This window comes from Ruegeria sp. HKCCA5839, assembly GCF_013035585.1.
Lineage (GTDB): Bacteria > Pseudomonadota > Alphaproteobacteria > Rhodobacterales > Rhodobacteraceae > Ruegeria.
This window is the reverse complement of record NZ_WQIE01000001.1, coordinates 1023751-1038406: the sequence shown is the minus strand read 5'-3', so window position 1 is coordinate 1038406 and position 14656 is coordinate 1023751. Positions and strand designations below refer to the sequence as shown.

At 55.7% G+C, this 14656-nt stretch carries 19 protein-coding genes and 1 tRNA gene; 10 read left to right on the top strand and 10 right to left on the bottom strand.

All coding sequences use genetic code 11. The features are described from left to right. Nucleotide 1: 1 nt before the first annotated feature. From GOV38_RS05105 to GOV38_RS05095, 3 genes are all read left to right on the top strand, one after another. Nucleotides 2-1315 carry a TRAP transporter large permease gene (locus tag GOV38_RS05105; RefSeq protein ID WP_171102324.1) on the top strand — a complete coding sequence of 438 codons (1314 nt, stop codon included), beginning with the start codon at nt 2-4 and terminating at the stop codon, nt 1313-1315. 6 nt (nt 1316-1321) lie between these two features. Beyond that, a complete protein-coding gene (locus GOV38_RS05100; protein WP_171207843.1) occupies nt 1322-2248 on the top strand; it encodes a hypothetical protein in 927 nt (308 codons plus the stop codon). Nucleotides 2249-2349: 101 nt separating this feature from the next. Further along, a tRNA-Leu gene (locus GOV38_RS05095) sits at nt 2350-2435 on the top strand. A 311-nt stretch (nt 2436-2746) separates the two neighbouring features. Here the strand turns inward: GOV38_RS05095 and GOV38_RS05090 are convergent. From GOV38_RS05090 to GOV38_RS05060, 8 genes are all read right to left on the bottom strand, one after another. Beyond that, entirely contained in the window at nt 2747-3829 is a 1083-nt protein-coding gene (locus GOV38_RS05090) for a hypothetical protein (protein ID WP_171207842.1), read from the bottom strand. A gap of 260 nt (nt 3830-4089) precedes the next feature. After that, nucleotides 4090-4692 (bottom strand): hypothetical protein, encoded by a 603-nt coding sequence (locus GOV38_RS05085; RefSeq protein ID WP_171207841.1) that lies wholly within the window; start codon nt 4690-4692, stop codon nt 4090-4092. 237 nt (nt 4693-4929) lie between these two features. Next, complete coding sequence (locus tag GOV38_RS05080; protein ID WP_171207840.1) at nt 4930-5418, bottom strand: hypothetical protein; 489 nt, start codon at nt 5416-5418, stop codon at nt 4930-4932. Continuing rightward, nucleotides 5418-5546: a hypothetical protein gene (locus GOV38_RS22455; protein WP_256368633.1), complete on the bottom strand. Its 129-nt coding sequence runs from the start codon at nt 5544-5546 to the stop codon at nt 5418-5420. The genes GOV38_RS05080 and GOV38_RS22455 overlap by 1 nt, the downstream gene beginning before the upstream one ends. Next, nucleotides 5543-5851 (bottom strand): hypothetical protein, encoded by a 309-nt coding sequence (locus tag GOV38_RS05075; protein WP_171207839.1) that lies wholly within the window; start codon nt 5849-5851, stop codon nt 5543-5545. Before GOV38_RS05075 ends, GOV38_RS22455 begins: the two co-directional genes overlap by 4 nt. A 112-nt stretch (nt 5852-5963) precedes the next feature. Next, nucleotides 5964-6134, bottom strand: a complete 171-nt coding sequence (locus tag GOV38_RS05070) for an AlpA family transcriptional regulator (RefSeq protein WP_171207838.1) — start codon at nt 6132-6134, stop codon at nt 5964-5966. An 83-nt stretch (nt 6135-6217) separates the two neighbouring features. Beyond that, nucleotides 6218-7057 (bottom strand): hypothetical protein, encoded by an 840-nt coding sequence (locus tag GOV38_RS05065; RefSeq protein WP_171207837.1) that lies wholly within the window; start codon nt 7055-7057, stop codon nt 6218-6220. After that, nucleotides 7054-8244 carry a site-specific integrase gene (locus GOV38_RS05060; protein WP_171207836.1) on the bottom strand — a complete coding sequence of 397 codons (1191 nt, stop codon included), beginning with the start codon at nt 8242-8244 and terminating at the stop codon, nt 7054-7056. Before GOV38_RS05060 ends, GOV38_RS05065 begins: the two co-directional genes overlap by 4 nt. A gap of 278 nt (nt 8245-8522) precedes the next feature. On the opposite strand from GOV38_RS05060, the gene GOV38_RS05055 reads away from it, so the two are divergent. Both GOV38_RS05055 and GOV38_RS05050 read left to right on the top strand, forming a co-directional pair. Further along, a complete protein-coding gene (locus GOV38_RS05055) occupies nt 8523-8903 on the top strand; it encodes a rhodanese-like domain-containing protein (RefSeq protein ID WP_171207835.1) in 381 nt (126 codons plus the stop codon). A gap of 82 nt (nt 8904-8985) precedes the next feature. After that, nucleotides 8986-9174, top strand: coding sequence for a hypothetical protein (locus GOV38_RS05050; protein ID WP_171128669.1), 189 nt, complete (start codon nt 8986-8988; stop codon nt 9172-9174). On the opposite strand, the gene GOV38_RS05045 is transcribed toward GOV38_RS05050, so the two are convergent. Then, nucleotides 9175-9933: an alpha/beta fold hydrolase gene (locus tag GOV38_RS05045; protein WP_171102321.1), complete on the bottom strand. Its 759-nt coding sequence runs from the start codon at nt 9931-9933 to the stop codon at nt 9175-9177. A gap of 89 nt (nt 9934-10022) precedes the next feature. Here GOV38_RS05045 and GOV38_RS05040 point away from each other — a divergent pair, with 89 nt between their 5' ends. The 4 genes from GOV38_RS05040 to GOV38_RS05025 all read left to right on the top strand — a co-directional run bounded on the left by GOV38_RS05040 (nt 10023) and on the right by GOV38_RS05025 (nt 12139). Then, the gene (locus GOV38_RS05040) at nt 10023-10397 is read left to right on the top strand and encodes a hypothetical protein (protein WP_171207834.1); all 375 of its coding nucleotides are present in this window, start codon (nt 10023-10025) and stop codon (nt 10395-10397) included. Between the two features lie 58 nt (nt 10398-10455). Then, on the top strand, nt 10456-11046 hold the full coding sequence (locus GOV38_RS05035; protein WP_171102319.1) for a TetR/AcrR family transcriptional regulator: 591 nt from the start codon (nt 10456-10458) through the stop codon (nt 11044-11046). A gap of 88 nt (nt 11047-11134) precedes the next feature. Continuing rightward, entirely contained in the window at nt 11135-11818 is a 684-nt protein-coding gene (locus GOV38_RS05030; protein ID WP_171207833.1) for a PspA/IM30 family protein, read from the top strand. Nucleotides 11819-11854: 36 nt separating this feature from the next. Then, nucleotides 11855-12139 (top strand): hypothetical protein, encoded by a 285-nt coding sequence (locus GOV38_RS05025; RefSeq protein ID WP_171207832.1) that lies wholly within the window; start codon nt 11855-11857, stop codon nt 12137-12139. 127 nt (nt 12140-12266) lie between these two features. Here GOV38_RS05025 and glyA read toward each other — a convergent pair whose 3' ends face one another. Then, nucleotides 12267-13562 carry a serine hydroxymethyltransferase gene (glyA, locus tag GOV38_RS05020; RefSeq protein ID WP_171102316.1) on the bottom strand — a complete coding sequence of 432 codons (1296 nt, stop codon included), beginning with the start codon at nt 13560-13562 and terminating at the stop codon, nt 12267-12269. 170 nt (nt 13563-13732) lie between these two features. Between glyA and GOV38_RS05015 the strand changes: the two genes are divergently transcribed. Continuing rightward, the gene (locus GOV38_RS05015; RefSeq protein WP_171128681.1) at nt 13733-14494 is read left to right on the top strand and encodes an NAD kinase; all 762 of its coding nucleotides are present in this window, start codon (nt 13733-13735) and stop codon (nt 14492-14494) included. The last annotated feature ends 162 nt before the right edge of the window (nt 14495-14656 follow it).

Below are 14656 nucleotides of genomic sequence, written 5' to 3'. Positions count from 1 at the left end.
CATGGAAAACCTCTCTGTCATCATCCTCTTTCTGTTTGTTTTGTTCACCTTGCTGGGTACGGGTGTCTGGGTGGGCCTGGCCCTGATGGGCGTCGCCTGGGTCGGGATGGAGCTGTTCACCACGCGGCCCGTGGGCGATGTGATGATCACAACCATCTGGTCGGCCTCTTCTTCCTGGACGCTGACCGCGCTACCGATGTTCATCTGGATGGGCGAGATCCTCTATCGCACGCGATTATCTGAAGACATGTTCAAGGGGCTGTCCCCCTGGATGGCGCCTTTGCCAGGTGGGCTCGTGCATACCAATATCGTCGGCTGCACCGTGTTTGCCGCCGTGTCAGGCTCGTCTGCGGCCACCCTGACCACGGTGGGCAAGATGTCGATCCCAGAATTGCGCAAACGGAATTATCCCGAGCGGATGATCATCGGCACACTGACCGGGGCTGCAACGCTAGGTCTGATGATCCCACCCTCGCTAACGCTGATTGTCTACGGGGTGACGATCAACGAATCTATCACCAAGCTGTTCTTTGCGGGTATCCTGCCCGGCCTGGTGCTGGCGGCGATGTTCATGGGCTATGTCGCGATCTATTCCAAGATCGGCAAAGACTGGAATCCCAATATCGAGGGCAAGTTGACCTTCCGCGAAAAGCTCAGAAACTCACGGTTTCTGCTGCCGGTGATCCTTCTGATCACGGTTGTGATCGGCTCGATGTATCTGGGCTATGCCACCGCAACCGAGGCCGCCGCCTTTGGCGTGATCGGGGGTCTGCTGTTGGCAGCGGGGCAGGGCTCGCTGACGTGGAAAACCTTTACCGAAAGCCTGATGGGGGCCACGCGCACCAGCGCCATGATCGCGCTGATCCTTGCAGGCGCGGCCTTTCTGTCGCTGTCGATGGGCTTCACCGGCCTGCCGCGCGGGCTGGCCGATCTGATCGCAGGTTGGGAGCTGACCCGGTTCGAGCTGCTGATGGTTCTGCTGGTGTTCTACATCATTCTGGGGTGTTTCCTTGACGGGATCTCATCGGTTGTTCTGACCATGGCCGTGGTCGAGCCGATGATCCGTGATGCTGGGATTGACTTGATCTGGTTTGGTATCTTCATCGTGGTCGTTGTCGAAATGGCGCAGATCACACCGCCTATCGGCTTTAACCTCTTTGTGATGCAAGGCATGACCAATCACGAGATGGGCTATATTGCGCGTGCAGCGATCCCGATGTTCCTGATCATGGTGCTGATGGTCTTTGTCCTGATCTGGTTCCCCGAGCTGGCCACATGGTTGCCTGAAAACCTGCGGCAATCGCCCGGAGGGTAACCTGATTTGAACCCGCTCCATCTGGCGGCCCGCCATGGTCCCTATGTGTTGATCGCAGGGCTGGTGGCGGGTCTTTTGCTGCCCGGGCTGGCACAACCGATGCGCCCCTTGTTGCCGCCGCTCGTCGTGATGTTGCTTTTCATCACTGTGCTGCGGATGGACCCAGCAACACTTGTGGGAAGCCTCAGGGATCTGGGGCAGGGGATCGGCGTTGTCATCCTGTTCCAGGTGCTGCTGCCCATGGTCGTACTAGCCGTCGGATTCGCCGCGGGCTGGATCGGTGCACCGTTGCTGTTGTCGGTATTGATCATGATGTCGGCACCATCCATTTCCGGCAGCCCCAACATGTGCCTGATGATGGGCTATCCGCCTGAATACGCGATGCGTTTGATGATTCTGGGTACCGCGCTTCTGCCGCTGACGGCGCTGCCGGTGTTTCTTTTGATGCCTGAGCTGGGCGATTTTTCCACCGTTCTGACCGCCACGACCCGACTCTTCCTGACCATCGCCGCCGCTGCAGGGGCGGCGCTTGTGTTGCGCATGACCCTGCTGCGGCGCTTGTCCAGCGAGATGTCTCTTTCAATTGAAGGGCTTGCCAATATTACCCTGGCCGTCTTTGTCATCGGCCTGATGCCGTCGGTGAGCGCCACAGCACTCACAAACCCGGAGACGGCGGCGTTCTGGATCGCGTTTGCCTGCCTGATCAACTTCGGCGCGCAGCTTTTGGCGTTCAAATTGACCCGCAAGACTCTGCCCGGTGAGAAATCCACAGCAATTTCTGTGATCGCAGGAAACCGCAATATCGCGATTTTCTTTGTCGCCCTGCCGCCCGAGGTCACGGCCCCAATCATGGCGTTCATCGGCGCCTACCAGATACCGATGTATCTGACGCCTTTGGTGATGGGGCGGCTTTATCGCAACGGGCAAGCTTAGGGGTAGACATCCCGGGTTTTCCAACTGTGGACCCAAGGAATGGATTGTCTTCACCTGCTCAGAGGGTTAGGGAGTCCGAACCGGCCCTTTTTCGGCGCTGTGCGGGCGTGATGGAATGGTAGACATATCAGACTTAAAATCTGAAGGGCGTATGCCCGTGTGGGTTCGAGTCCCACCGCCCGCACCACTTTTTTAAACTAACAGTTTGTTATTAAATAAATTAATCTAGTATTGTCCAATTTCATCCACCCAGATGTCCACCCATCGGCCGTTGTGATCTAAGAAATAGTTTTACTATTCGGTTTCGTCCCATGGGGTGTTAACGCGCTGCATATTTATCGGCCGGAGGCACTAGGCGTCTAAACCAACGCCAAATTGCTTCTCAGGTCATATAACGTTGGGATAGCCTGCCGTTGAGCTCTTCGTGTTTTTGTTCAGCCCTCAAGCTTGTTGGTATTCCAAGCTAATACTTTGCCGGCGCTAGTTTCCCACTTAGAGTTATTTGATTAGGCCATACACTCGAGCCTGAGAGGTCGTCAGCCAACGGATTTCCTCAGTCGGAGTATCGAGTGAATCGATAACAATCTTAGAGTCCACACCACTCGCTTCGAAGTGCTTTACACGCAATGACAACAAGTTCTGGGTCGTCGATAGACTCATTTCGTCTCCATCAACAGACATTGCATGAACGCCAAAACGTGCATTCTCAGAATAATAGCGTTTTACACCACCGGCATACAACTCGACGCAAGCAGATGCACATGCTCCATCAAGAGACGTCGCCACAAAATTTTGGCGCAGGTATGCGCCTGCCTCGATGGCTTCGCCTAACAAGCCTCCATTCGATTCTTCGATAACAAAGTAGTCAAAATCGCCATATGATTTAACATCTTCAGCAAAGCCTTCTGAGATAGTTCCAGTAAAGTACATTACCGTGCCAACTGAGGTTTCCTCCTTGCGTAGTTCATATTGCGTATTGGACAGTCCGGGAACCGGGTTGTCCATTCCGGGGACCGGAGCTTTCTTTGGTTCTGGTTCTGGTTCTGGTTCGGGTTCTGCAAGAGTGTACGGCCTCAGGTTGTCTAAGCAATTCTCAACAATTGCATTGGCCGCCGCTTTTGATCCGTGCAAGGAAAACCAGTAGAACTCTTCCTTTTCGCCGTACTCATAGATTGACAGCCTCAAACCCTGACGGATTTCATAAAGAAGCCTATCGACGTCGTCTTTGTCAGCTACGTAGTCGAGATCAACAAACAGTGAGTTGCCGTAACCATCGGCTTGCATGTCCCAACGCCCGTAGTTGTCGATTTCTAGCTGGAATTTGCTGCCATCGGTCCAACTGCTGTAGTCTGCCTTTTCGTCATAAAGATGTAGAGAAGCATTTTCGTTTCCGTCCACAATTAAACTGAGCGATAGCCCATCGCCTTTGACCTGCATCGCGCAATTATTCCAGCCATCATTTTCATCGAAATTATATACGACCGTCCAATGTTTGTATGAATGTAGAGTAATCGTCTGGATTTCTGCGTGTGCTGCGCCAGCCAAGGCCAAAAGTGCGGTTGTTGTGAGAAATTTTTTCATCACTATTGCTCCAAAAGCAAATTACCTGAATTGACCGAGATACTTTAGAATCTACGTCATTTGGTTGAAATCCCAAAATTCATATTCGCAAACACGCTCAAGTGGGATGTGCTCTGAGGGAAACTTAAGTCAATCCGGCAGAAAGAGGTTTGGGCGTTTTGCCAAAAACTTCTGAACGACAGCCAATCTTCGATCCTTCCGTTCCATTCAGATGCCTGCATGCAAAAACACAATGAGCGCAGTTATGGGCTATGCAGGCTTCAAAACCTCTGGGAGATAAAGTTAGCCCAGCCAATGTTGCTGCGGTATTCCGCATCGTCCATTTCTTCCACTAGCCGGTGATAAGTCCGCCAATGCATACCCTTGGGCTTGATGCCTTCCATCTGGTCCAGGTCATCCGCCCAGCCTAGGCGCTCTCGAATTTTGTCTGCCCGCCGTTGGACGCGCTGAAAATCGGCCTCACGCTGAGATGAATAGGCAAGCTGATGGCAATGCCTGCATGCGAATATCCGTCCACCATAGAGCTTTGCCACCCGTCGCCCACATCCGCGCGCCGGGCAGGCGAACCACTCTCGGTAGCCGCCGTAGTGACATCGCTGAGAAAGCAAGCGGACAGGATAGTCGTGGCTTTCCCATTCGTCGCCATAGTCTCGGCTACGATAGATGAGCCTGACTTGTCCGTGCGATGTCTGCACCTGGATACTGGCAACCTTTTCGCCGTCGATAGACCATTGCCACCCAAAGCGATTGCCGGGCGTTATTAGGCCCGCGCGCGCCCAACGCCGTACATCAATGCTGCGATAATCCTCAACGGTGCTCTTAACGCTCCATTGCCAGAGTCTTCCGCTTCCAATGCCGCCCATTTTCGCCCCCAGATTTTGTCGAAATCATAAGCGAATTTTGATTGATTGCGAAGCATGAGTTCACTCATTGTTCTCCTCATGGCTTGGCCCAACTCAGTACCTCCAGACCTTTCAAAGTCCACGATATTTTTGTGGTATTGATCTACTCCAACTACTAGCGCGGATTTTCTACCGCCTATGGCTAGATGTATATGTGTCATGGTTTTTGTGCATCGGAGACACTGGGAGATTTCGCCCTCACGTCCCAAAATTTAGGACAGTCACGCATGTGGCGTTGTCCCGTTGTGCATCGGTGTCACAGTCATTGGGATGGGCAAGCACGGTTTTTGTGCGGGGGTTTTCATTTTCCCTCCACTTTAGAAAGCCCCTTTGGGCTGGCTTGCCATCGGCAGTGGGCATCTCTTGCAACGCCCATAGACTCGCCTGTCCCACCCCTGCCGGGCCGAGAAAGGGGGCGCGGGTCATCGCTATCAGGCCACGCGCTTGAAGCTCGTCAAAGTATGCACCGACCGTGTTGCGGCTCACGTTGATGGCTTTTGCCGCGTCCCGATGGCTGAGAATGATATTGCCGTTGTTCGATCCGTTGAACCGCCGTTTCAGTTCGATATAGAGGGCGCGGGGGCCGGGTTTGAGGCTGGCCCAAGCTTGAGACGCTTGCAGGTACTCGGGAAGCTGGACGTGACGCCCAGCCCCCTTTTTTCCTTTCCTGTATCGGGCACCAGCCATCAGGACTTACCCGGATAGCGCAATTCGCTGATGCTGCGCAGAACCGCGCCGCTCAGGCCGAATTGGTGGTGGATTTTGCGCTCGAACAAGTCGCGCGGAGTTGAGGTTTTGTTTTCCCTTGCTTTCATGCCGCACGCCCCTCTGAACGCGTCACTGAGGCCCGCAGGACGTATCGGGCATGAGTGCCTGCGAACGGACCGTCATGTGGCTCTGTGAGGGTCTCTATGGGCACTCCCAGATTTCGTAGATTGTGGACGTATCCGCTCCAACGTGGGCCGGGAGTGTCGATAGGGGTGCATCCCTTGGGACCGGCCGCGATAAGCGCTTCAAGCGCCCATCGGTCGCGGCCTAACACTGCGATTTCTCGCGTCCCATCGATTTGATTGTGTATGGTGAATAGGGCAGTGCCCCAGTTTTCTTCTTTGTCAGCCATGATGGCCTCCGGAGTTGAACTGCGAAGGCGCTGGGCGTATGAGAGAGGTATACTTTCCACGGTATATTCCCGCTCAACTTGCCCTGCGTCCGCGCAGAGGGTTGAGCGGGTCTTATCCCACATGTGCCGCGATTGCGGCGTCGATATCAGCTTCTGCCCAATACAGGCGTCCGCCGATTTTCAAGGGCTTGGGCAAGCGGCCCGACTCCACGTCACGGTAAATTGTCGTGCGGCCTCTACCGCCAAGTTTTGCCTGTAGGTCGCTAAATGTAAGATAGCGCATTTGCTTCGCCTTATTGTGCAGCGGCGTATTTGCCGGTGCTCCATGAAGCAAACTTAAGGTAATGTACGCTTCCCATCGACACGCTATTGCGACGTGTAAAAAGTGGGTAACGCTATACCCAAGTGTTCTGCTGCTTTCTCAAATTGCTCGCCATAAACTTTGTATGGATCGGCGCGATACTCATCTGGCGGAGTTGGCGCAAGTGCGTTCAGTCTGATTGGCGATTCAATCAAGTCGTATGTTCGGAGTGCATAATTTTCTGAAATAGTTTCAACAGGTAAGGAAGCGTTTCTGCAAATCCTATCCGCATTCACATAGTTCACTATTAGCCCATGTCCGAACATTGCAGCAGCGGCTACAACAGCTCCGCATTCCGGAGGAGGTTCTTGCTGTAGTCGAGATTTCGTAGCGCCGAGGTGCATACCGAAAGCTGCGGATACCTTCTTTGCTACTCCAGAAAGTAGGGTATCGCGATGGGTCAGCGTTTTCTTTTTTCTTTCGCGTTTGGGGTCTTCGAGTCCGTTGGCAAGCTCGGCAGCAAATGACCGAGCGGCTTTGGGCATCGCGTAACCCAACTGCAAGTTTATTCCTAACATATAGCGGATTTGTTTGGCGGCCTGTGGGCTTGCCGAAAAAAGCCGTCGCCAATCCTCGACAGAAATATCTGCGGTGAAATAGCCAACTAGTTCTGCGTCCCTCTCAGCATATCCCACGTATTGATAGACGGGTTTGATGTGCTTGTATGTTTCCATCACAGGCGCATCTAGGAACGGGATGTAAACCTCCCCTTTGTGAACCCATCTACCGATAACGTTGACCGCGAAGGCCAGTGCCATCGGCAAGCGCGTTTCTTCTGAAAAGTACAATGACGGCTTCGTTTCCTGCCATTCGGCGGCGAAAGGCATCAACCACGTTTGCTTCATAAATTAATAACCTTAAACTGCCGGCCTGATTTACTGATAAAACTGGCCCACCGCTCCATCAACGCTCGACGTTTTTCCAGAAAATCCGTACGTCGATAGCTGCGCTCCACCTTGCCGCCAACCGTGTGTCCTAGCGCCGTTTCTGCTACGTCATGAGGCGTGTTTGTCGTCTCTGCCACCCAATCGCGGAAACTGGATCGAAAACCGTGTGGGCGCTCGACCATACCGCGCCGCTTCATGAAGTTGCTCATTGTCATGTCGGAAATCACGCCTTTGCGCATGCCGGGAAAAAGAAAGCCGTCACGGGCGAACGGTGTGGCCTCAGCAATAACCGCTTGAGCTTCTTTCGACAAAGGCACCCGGAACTCGCTGGTGGCCCCCACGCGACCTTTCATCGCCTCTGCCGGGATGGTCCAGATATCGTCGTCGATCTGGTCAAGGCGCAAGTTGCGCAGGGGATAGCTGCGAACCACCGTTAGGATAAGAAGCCGCAGCGCCAGTTCGGTTGTGCTGCCGCCCTCAAGCGATTGATAAAATGCTGGCACGTCGCGCCAATTGAGCGCCGGGATGTTTTTGACCGTATGCCGTTGCTTGCCCAATAGCGCTTTGGCTTTGTCAGTGGCCTGTAGATCCACATCCAATCCAAGTGCCGCTGCATGGCGCATGACAATGCGCAGTCGATCCATCGCTTTTTGTGCGGTTGAAGCTTTGCTGTGCCATAGAGGGGCGAGGGTGTCGCGAATATCGCGTTGGTCGATCTGAGAAACGGGCATCTTGCCCAATTTGGGCAGGACGTGCAGTTCCAATGGGCTGAACCATCGCCCGGCCTTGCCATATCCTTTCAGTTCCGCCTTGCGGCTTTCGAACGCGTCTAGCGCAACATCGCGCAAAACGTGCATGTTGCTTTCGGCTTCGCGGCGCTGGCGTTCACGTTCCTTAATGGCGTCTTTTCCGTCGCGCACGACAGCGCGCCATTTTTCGGCTTCGTTGCGCGCAGCTTTCAGCGTCACATCAGGGAAGCTGCCCAAACCCATTTCATGCCGACGACCGAATATCGTGTAGCGTAGGAACCATTGCGCACCGCCATCGTTGCGTTTGTGAAACCAAAGGCCTCCGCCATCGGAATACTTGCCGGGGGCCTTCGCTTTGAGTTCTGCGCTTGTCAGCTTGTGTTTGGGTTGTGCCAATATCTATCCACCTTATTGTCCACCCCTATATGTGGGGTATAGTGGGGCAGAATGGAATAGAATGGGGTACAAAAAGTAAAAAATTTAGGGAGTTTTAGGAAGTTTGGGCTATCCACGGTATACCTCGATATAGGAATTGTATGCGCACCGCCCGCACCAGAAACTTTCCTCTGCCAATTGGAAAACGGCAGGAAAGCTAGGAATTCGCACAACAAGCGGGTTATCATACATTCTGCATTCCCTATATAAGGTTCGGAACACTCAGGCCGGAGGATGAGATGCCGTTGACAGTCAAAGACATGATGGAAGCCGCAAACGCGGTTGTAGAGCGTATTGATACCGCGCGCGCGCAGGCGTTGATGGGGCAAGGGGCTCTGCTTTTGGATGTGCGCGACGGGACCGAACTGGAACGCACCGGCCGCGCTAAGGGGGCACATCATATTCCACGCGGGATGCTTGAGTTTCGCGCTGATGACGCGGTTCCATCGCATGACCCGGAGCTGCGCAAAGATCGCGCCATCGTGCTGCATTGCGCCTCGGGCGGTCGTGCAGCTTTGGCCGGGAAGCTGCTGAAAGATATGGGGTATCCCGAGGTCTATAATCTGGGCGGCCTGTCTGACTGGATCAATGCTGGTGGCGCTGTGGTGGGCCCGGAATAGGCCTGATCTTGACGCAGATCAGGGAAGTCTTTGCACAAGAGCGATATGGGAATTGGGACTCCAAGTGGAAGGTTCGCAGCCCATGTTTCGACTCGCCTCTGTGCTTTATTCTTTGATCGCAACCGCTTTCGCCGGAAGCGCCGTGATCGCTGTGCTGTCGGCGGGCTTTGTCACCACGGTCGCTATCATATCCGCTGCTCTGGTCGGGGGTCTGTTGGCGCTGCCCGCAGCTTGGTTCGTGGCCAGGCGGCTTTATACGTCGCAAGCCTGATCAGGCGTTCAGAAAAGCCCGGACTGCGGCCTCGAACTCTCGTGGTTTTTCGGCGTGCAACCAATGCCCGGCACCGGGGATCTTGGCAAATTTTGCACCGGGGAACAGAGTGCGGATCGTGTCACGATGTTGCGGCAGAACATAGTCCGATGCGCCACCCGACAAGAACAGGGCCGGACCCGGCCAGTTGGATGTGTAGGTTGGAAATCCCATGATGTCAGGCATCGCGTCGGCGAGCCCGTCGAGGTTCAGCAGCCACCGTTTCTCTTTCACATCCAGTGATTGCGTGAAAAAGCTCTGTAAAGCTTTCTCGACCCCCAGATCGGCCAGTTGCTGTTCCGCGTCCGAGCGCCGCTCGACCCGGGACAGGTCAACCGCACGCATGGCCTCGATAAACTGGATCTGGCTGTGCGTGTACCGCACCGGGGCGATATCCGCGACCACCAATTTGCGCAGTAGATTCCCGTATTCCAGCGCCACAGCCATCGCCGCTTTCCCGCCCATCGAATGCCCCAGCAGGTCAACTGGCGCGCCCAGGTCGTTGATGACCTCGGCCAGATCACGCGCCAGATCTGGATAGCCGTGATGGGGATCCCATTTGCTGTGTGCGTGGTTGCGCATATCAACAGCCACAACTTGGCGTTCATCCGACAACCGGCGGGCAATGACGCCCCAGTTCCGCGCCGACCCGTACAGGCCATGGGCAATCACAAGGGTGGGGCGGTCGGTGGGGGTACCGTGGACAATGGTGTTCAGCATATCCCGGGTGATACCTTTCGCCGCCGGAAACAGCCACCCCCATTGTCGCCAGCAAACGCACCGGTTAGGGTGCCGCCGCAGGAGGGGCCATGCAGCAGAATACCGATTTTCAGAGCCAGATCGCCGAGACAATTGAACTGTTGCGCGGCAAGTTGGGCGTGCGCGACAAAACCCTTGCCGCTTCGGTCAAACGCGCCAAACGTCGGCTGCCGCGCAGGGTCTATAAAGAGGCGATGGTACTGGCCCGGGCCGAACCTCTGGCGGATCACCCCAAGCTGCGACTGGTGCTGGATACAAAGCGGCTGGCACGCGCCGCGGATGAGGTACAATCCCATCTGCGCGCCATAGATTTGGCCGATCGCCGATGGGGGTGGTTTCTTGGGCTCTTGGGCTCGTTGTCCTTCAACCTGATCGCCCTGACTGTTCTGGCCCTGATCGTTCTGTACTGGCGCGGCTTGATCTGAATAGGTCTTTTGGCTTATCCGCAAGGGGATGAACACAGTTCACCTTTTTGGGGATACGATGACCACAAAAACTCAGATCCGGCGCCAACAATTGCGCGAAAAGCTGGTTGAAGCGGCCGAGATTCGGATCGCCCGGGATGGTTTGTCGGAACTGCGCGCGCGTGATCTAGCCAAGGATGCAGGCTGCGCTGTGGGCGCAATCTACAATGCTTATGAAGACCTGACGGCGATTGCCATGGCGGTCAATGGGCGCACATTCCTGCGTCTGGAACAGGCGGTAGGCGCATCCTTCGACGGCACGGAATCCCCGGTTGAGCGGTTGATCGTCATGAGCACGGCTTATCTGCATTTCGCCAATGCGCACACAAACCTGTGGCGGGCCTTGTTTGACCTGCAAATGGCCGATGATAGCAATGTTCCCGATTGGTATCGCGAAGCACTCAAAGGCCTCTTTGCCTATATCGCTGAACCGGCGCGTGAACTGTTTCCCGATCTCGACCGGGCCGAGATGGATCTGATGACCCGCGCGCTGTTCTCGTCGGTCCATGGCATCGTCACGCTGGGTCTCGAAAACCGCATATCCGGTGTGCCTCCGGAACAGATCGAGCGCATGATCGCTCAGGTTCTCTCACGAATTGGAAACAAATAGTTTTCCGAACGTCGTTCAAAAAATTATTGAACGACGTTCACGATCTTACTATATCCGTTTTGTGAACAACGTTCATGCGGAGGATCACATGTTTGGAACGTTAAAGAGCTTGATCGGTGGCGCCAATGCGCGGGCCGAAGAGCAATTGCGCGATGCCTACTCGATCGAGTTGATTGACCAGAAAATTCGCGAAGCAGAGCAAAATCTGAAAGCAGCCAAATTGACCTTGGCCAGCCTGATTCAGCGTCAGCGCGGCGAGACCCGCCAGATCGAAACGCTGCAAACCCGGATTGACGAGTTGATGGAACGGGCAGGGGCTGCCCTGGCCGATGGTCGTCAGGACATGGCGAAGACGGCGGCGCAAGCGGTGGCGGATCTTGAAAACGAATTGGTGCTGCGGCGTCAGACAGTTGATCGGCTGGACGGGCGCATTCTGCAATTGCGCCAATCTATACAAGCCGCAAACCGTCGGATTCTGGATCTGAAGCAAGGCGCTATTTCCGCCCGGGCGGTGCGTCGTGAACAGAGTTTGCAAAAGCGCCTGAATCGGCATCTGGGTGGCGACAGCCCGATTGACGAAGCCGAGGCGTTGATCACTCGCGTGATGAACAAGGATGACCCGTTCGAGCAGTCCGAAATCCTGCAAGACATCGACCGGGGGCTGGATCACCGTGACATCGGGCAACGGATGGAAGAGGCGGGCTATGGCCCCAAAACCCGCAGCACCGCCGCGGATGTGCTCAGCCGTCTCAAAGCATCGCCAAAACCCTGACCCAAAGACGATAGATATTGAACAAGGAGACTTGAAATGACCAATCGTAACGAAAACAACCTGATCCTGATGCTGAACGGTGCCGGCGTGGCCTTGGCCTATCTGTTGCTTGCAATCTCGCTGTATCTGTCAACCGACGTGCCGCTTTCGACCAAAGGCTATTGGGGCATGGGCGTCGTGCTGCTGACCCTCAGCCTGATCAACGTGGTGAAATACCGCTTCGACAGCCGCTCTGCCGAAGATCGCATCAACCGGATCGAAGAGGTGCGCAACGAAAAGTTGCTTGAGGATGCTCTGAAGGAAACAGACGCCGAGATCTGATCGCAGCCGCGCCACGCCGCAGGGCGTGGCGCTTGGCCCAACGCTTTCAGCGCATCTTTGATGCGCGCAAAAGGGGCGGGAGCCTTGTGGACAAGAACGGCGCCGAATTCGCGCCGTTCTTTACCGTTTACAGGTTTGGGTAGATCGGGAAGCGGGCGCAAAGCTCTGCAACTTTGGCCTTCACTTCCGCTTCGACCGCGCCGTTGCCTTCTTCACCGTTGGCAGCCAGCCCGTCGACCACTTCGATGATCCAGTCGGCGATCTGGCGGAACTCGATCTCGCCAAAGCCGCGGGTGGTGCCAGCGGGCGAGCCCAGACGAATGCCCGAAGTGACGGTTGGCTTTTCCGGGTCAAACGGCACACCGTTCTTGTTGCAGGTGATATGCGCCCGGCCCAGCGCCTTCTCGGTCGCGTTGCCCTTGACGCCTTTGGGGCGCAGATCAACCAGCACCACATGGGTATCGGTTCCGTGCGTCACGGTGTCCAGACCGCCTTTGATCAACTGATCCGACAGCGCTTGCGCGTTGGCGACAACCTGCTGGATATAGGTTTTGAACTCGGGCCGCAGCGCCTCACCAAAGGCAACGGCCTTGCCCGCAATCACATGCATCAGCGGCCCGCCCTGAATACCAGGGAAAATCGCCGAGTTCACTTTCTTGGCGATGTCGGCATCATTGGTCAGGATCATGCCGCCGCGCGGACCGCGCAGGGTTTTATGTGTGGTGGTGGTGGCCACATGGGCATGCGGGAAGGGGCTGGGATGCTCGCCCGCCGCGACTAGACCGGCGAAATGGGCCATGTCCACATGCAGATAGGCACCGACCATATCGGCGATCTCGCGCATACGGGCAAAGTCGATCTGACGCGGAATGGCCGAGCCGCCCGCGATGATCAGTTTGGGCTGATGCTCTTTCGCCAGCTCTTCGACCTGATCATAATCCAGCATGTTGTCCTGCTGGCGCACACCATATTGCACCGCGTTGAACCACTTGCCCGACTGGTTCGGGCGTGCGCCGTGGGTCAGGTGACCACCGGCGTCCAGGCTCATACCCAGAATGGTATCACCGGGCTGGATCAGTGCCTGAAACACACCCTGGTTGGCCTGTGAGCCCGAATTCGGCTGCACATTCGCAAATTCGCAGCCAAACAGCTGCTTGGCGCGATCAATGGCCAGGTTCTCGGCGACATCCACAAACTGGCACCCGCCATAATAGCGACGACCGGGATAGCCTTCGGCATATTTGTTAGTCATCACCGAGCCCTGTGCCTCCATCACGGCGGCAGAGACGATGTTTTCGGACGCAATCAGCTCGATCTCGTCGCGCTGGCGGCCAAGTTCGGATGTGATCGAGCCAAAGATCTCGGGGTCACGGTCGGCAAGAGACTGGGTAAAGAAACCGGTGTCACGAAGGTTGGCGTTCATAAGGGCTCCACATGGCTGAGGTGAGTCTTTGGCGGATTTCCTATAGGAAACAGTCCGGGGGAAAAAGCCTGTAAAGCGACTTATTGGCCTGTGAGGGCGTCAATGCTGGCCTAATGCGGAAAGGTGTGTTTGTTTCGGAACCAAATGTGCAGCACTGGAAACCACCCAAGATGACCAAACGAATCGCTTTTCTGGCCAGTGACATCGATGTCGCCCAATCCGCGCGCGAAGTGCTGGTCAAACGCCACGGGAACGCAGCGCCCCGCGATGCGGATGTGGTGGTCGCACTGGGTGGCGACGGTTTCATGCTCAGGACGCTGCACAGCACCCAGCATCTGGATGTACCTGTTTATGGGATGAACCGCGGCACAATCGGATTTCTGATGAACGAGTATGCGGAAACTGACCTGATGGCCCGGCTTGCCGAGGCCGAGGAAGAGGTCATCAACCCGTTGCATATGAAAGCGATGGACCAATCCGGCCAACTGCATGAGGCTTTGGCGATCAACGAGGTCTCGTTGCTGCGGGCAGGGCCGCAGGCCGCGCGGTTGAAGATCACGGTGGACGGGCGCGAGCGTCTGCCCGAGTTGGTTTGTGATGGTGCGCTGTTGTCAACGCCCGCAGGCTCGACCGCCTATAACTATTCCGCCCACGGGCCAATTCTGCCGATTGGCTCTGACGTATTGGCGCTGACAGCTATCGCGGCCTTCCGCCCGCGTCGGTGGCGCGGTGCTTTGCTGCCAAACACCGCCAAAGTACGGTTCGACGTCTTGGATGCCGCCAAGCGCCCGGTGATGGCAGATGCCGATTCGAACTCATGCCCCGATATCGATTGGGTCGAGATCCGGTCTGAGCCTTCGATCCGGCATCGAATCCTGTTTGATCCCGGCCATGGGCTCGAAGAGCGTCTAATCTCGGAACAATTCACCTGATTTTTCAGGAAGGCGGTGGCGCCAGGCGAGAAATCTGCGTGTAAGTCATTTTTTTAGATGAAAAGCCAAATAGACACCGTTTGTGCGCTTGGTATCGGGTTCTTCTTGAACAGTTTGGTGCTGCGCGTTTGAATAGCCCGTTTTGGAACCATGCGCTAAGGG

Excerpts from the sequence above, each read along its gene's own strand:
- GOV38_RS22455 (WP_256368633.1), bottom strand. The coding sequence starts at position 5,546 with ATGAAAGCAAGGGAAAACAAAACCTCAACTCCGCGCGACTTGTTCGAG.
- GOV38_RS05070 (WP_171207838.1), bottom strand. The coding sequence starts at position 6,134 with ATGCGCTATCTTACATTTAGCGACCTACAGGCAAAACTTGGCGGTAGA.
- GOV38_RS05040 (WP_171207834.1), top strand. The coding sequence starts at position 10,023 with ATGCAGCAGAATACCGATTTTCAGAGCCAGATCGCCGAGACAATTGAA.
- GOV38_RS05085 (WP_171207841.1), bottom strand. The coding sequence starts at position 4,692 with ATGGGCGGCATTGGAAGCGGAAGACTCTGGCAATGGAGCGTTAAGAGC.
- GOV38_RS05065 (WP_171207837.1), bottom strand. The coding sequence starts at position 7,057 with ATGAAGCAAACGTGGTTGATGCCTTTCGCCGCCGAATGGCAGGAAACG.
- GOV38_RS05045 (WP_171102321.1), bottom strand. The coding sequence starts at position 9,933 with ATGCTGAACACCATTGTCCACGGTACCCCCACCGACCGCCCCACCCTT.
- GOV38_RS05015 (WP_171128681.1), top strand. The coding sequence starts at position 13,733 with ATGACCAAACGAATCGCTTTTCTGGCCAGTGACATCGATGTCGCCCAA.
- GOV38_RS05055 (WP_171207835.1), top strand. The coding sequence starts at position 8,523 with ATGCCGTTGACAGTCAAAGACATGATGGAAGCCGCAAACGCGGTTGTA.
- glyA (WP_171102316.1), bottom strand. The coding sequence starts at position 13,562 with ATGAACGCCAACCTTCGTGACACCGGTTTCTTTACCCAGTCTCTTGCC.
- GOV38_RS05050 (WP_171128669.1), top strand. The coding sequence starts at position 8,986 with ATGTTTCGACTCGCCTCTGTGCTTTATTCTTTGATCGCAACCGCTTTC.
- GOV38_RS05035 (WP_171102319.1), top strand. The coding sequence starts at position 10,456 with ATGACCACAAAAACTCAGATCCGGCGCCAACAATTGCGCGAAAAGCTG.
- GOV38_RS05030 (WP_171207833.1), top strand. The coding sequence starts at position 11,135 with ATGTTTGGAACGTTAAAGAGCTTGATCGGTGGCGCCAATGCGCGGGCC.
- GOV38_RS05090 (WP_171207842.1), bottom strand. The coding sequence starts at position 3,829 with ATGAAAAAATTTCTCACAACAACCGCACTTTTGGCCTTGGCTGGCGCA.
- GOV38_RS05025 (WP_171207832.1), top strand. The coding sequence starts at position 11,855 with ATGACCAATCGTAACGAAAACAACCTGATCCTGATGCTGAACGGTGCC.
- GOV38_RS05075 (WP_171207839.1), bottom strand. The coding sequence starts at position 5,851 with ATGGCTGACAAAGAAGAAAACTGGGGCACTGCCCTATTCACCATACAC.
- GOV38_RS05080 (WP_171207840.1), bottom strand. The coding sequence starts at position 5,418 with ATGGCTGGTGCCCGATACAGGAAAGGAAAAAAGGGGGCTGGGCGTCAC.
- GOV38_RS05105 (WP_171102324.1), top strand. The coding sequence starts at position 2 with ATGGAAAACCTCTCTGTCATCATCCTCTTTCTGTTTGTTTTGTTCACC.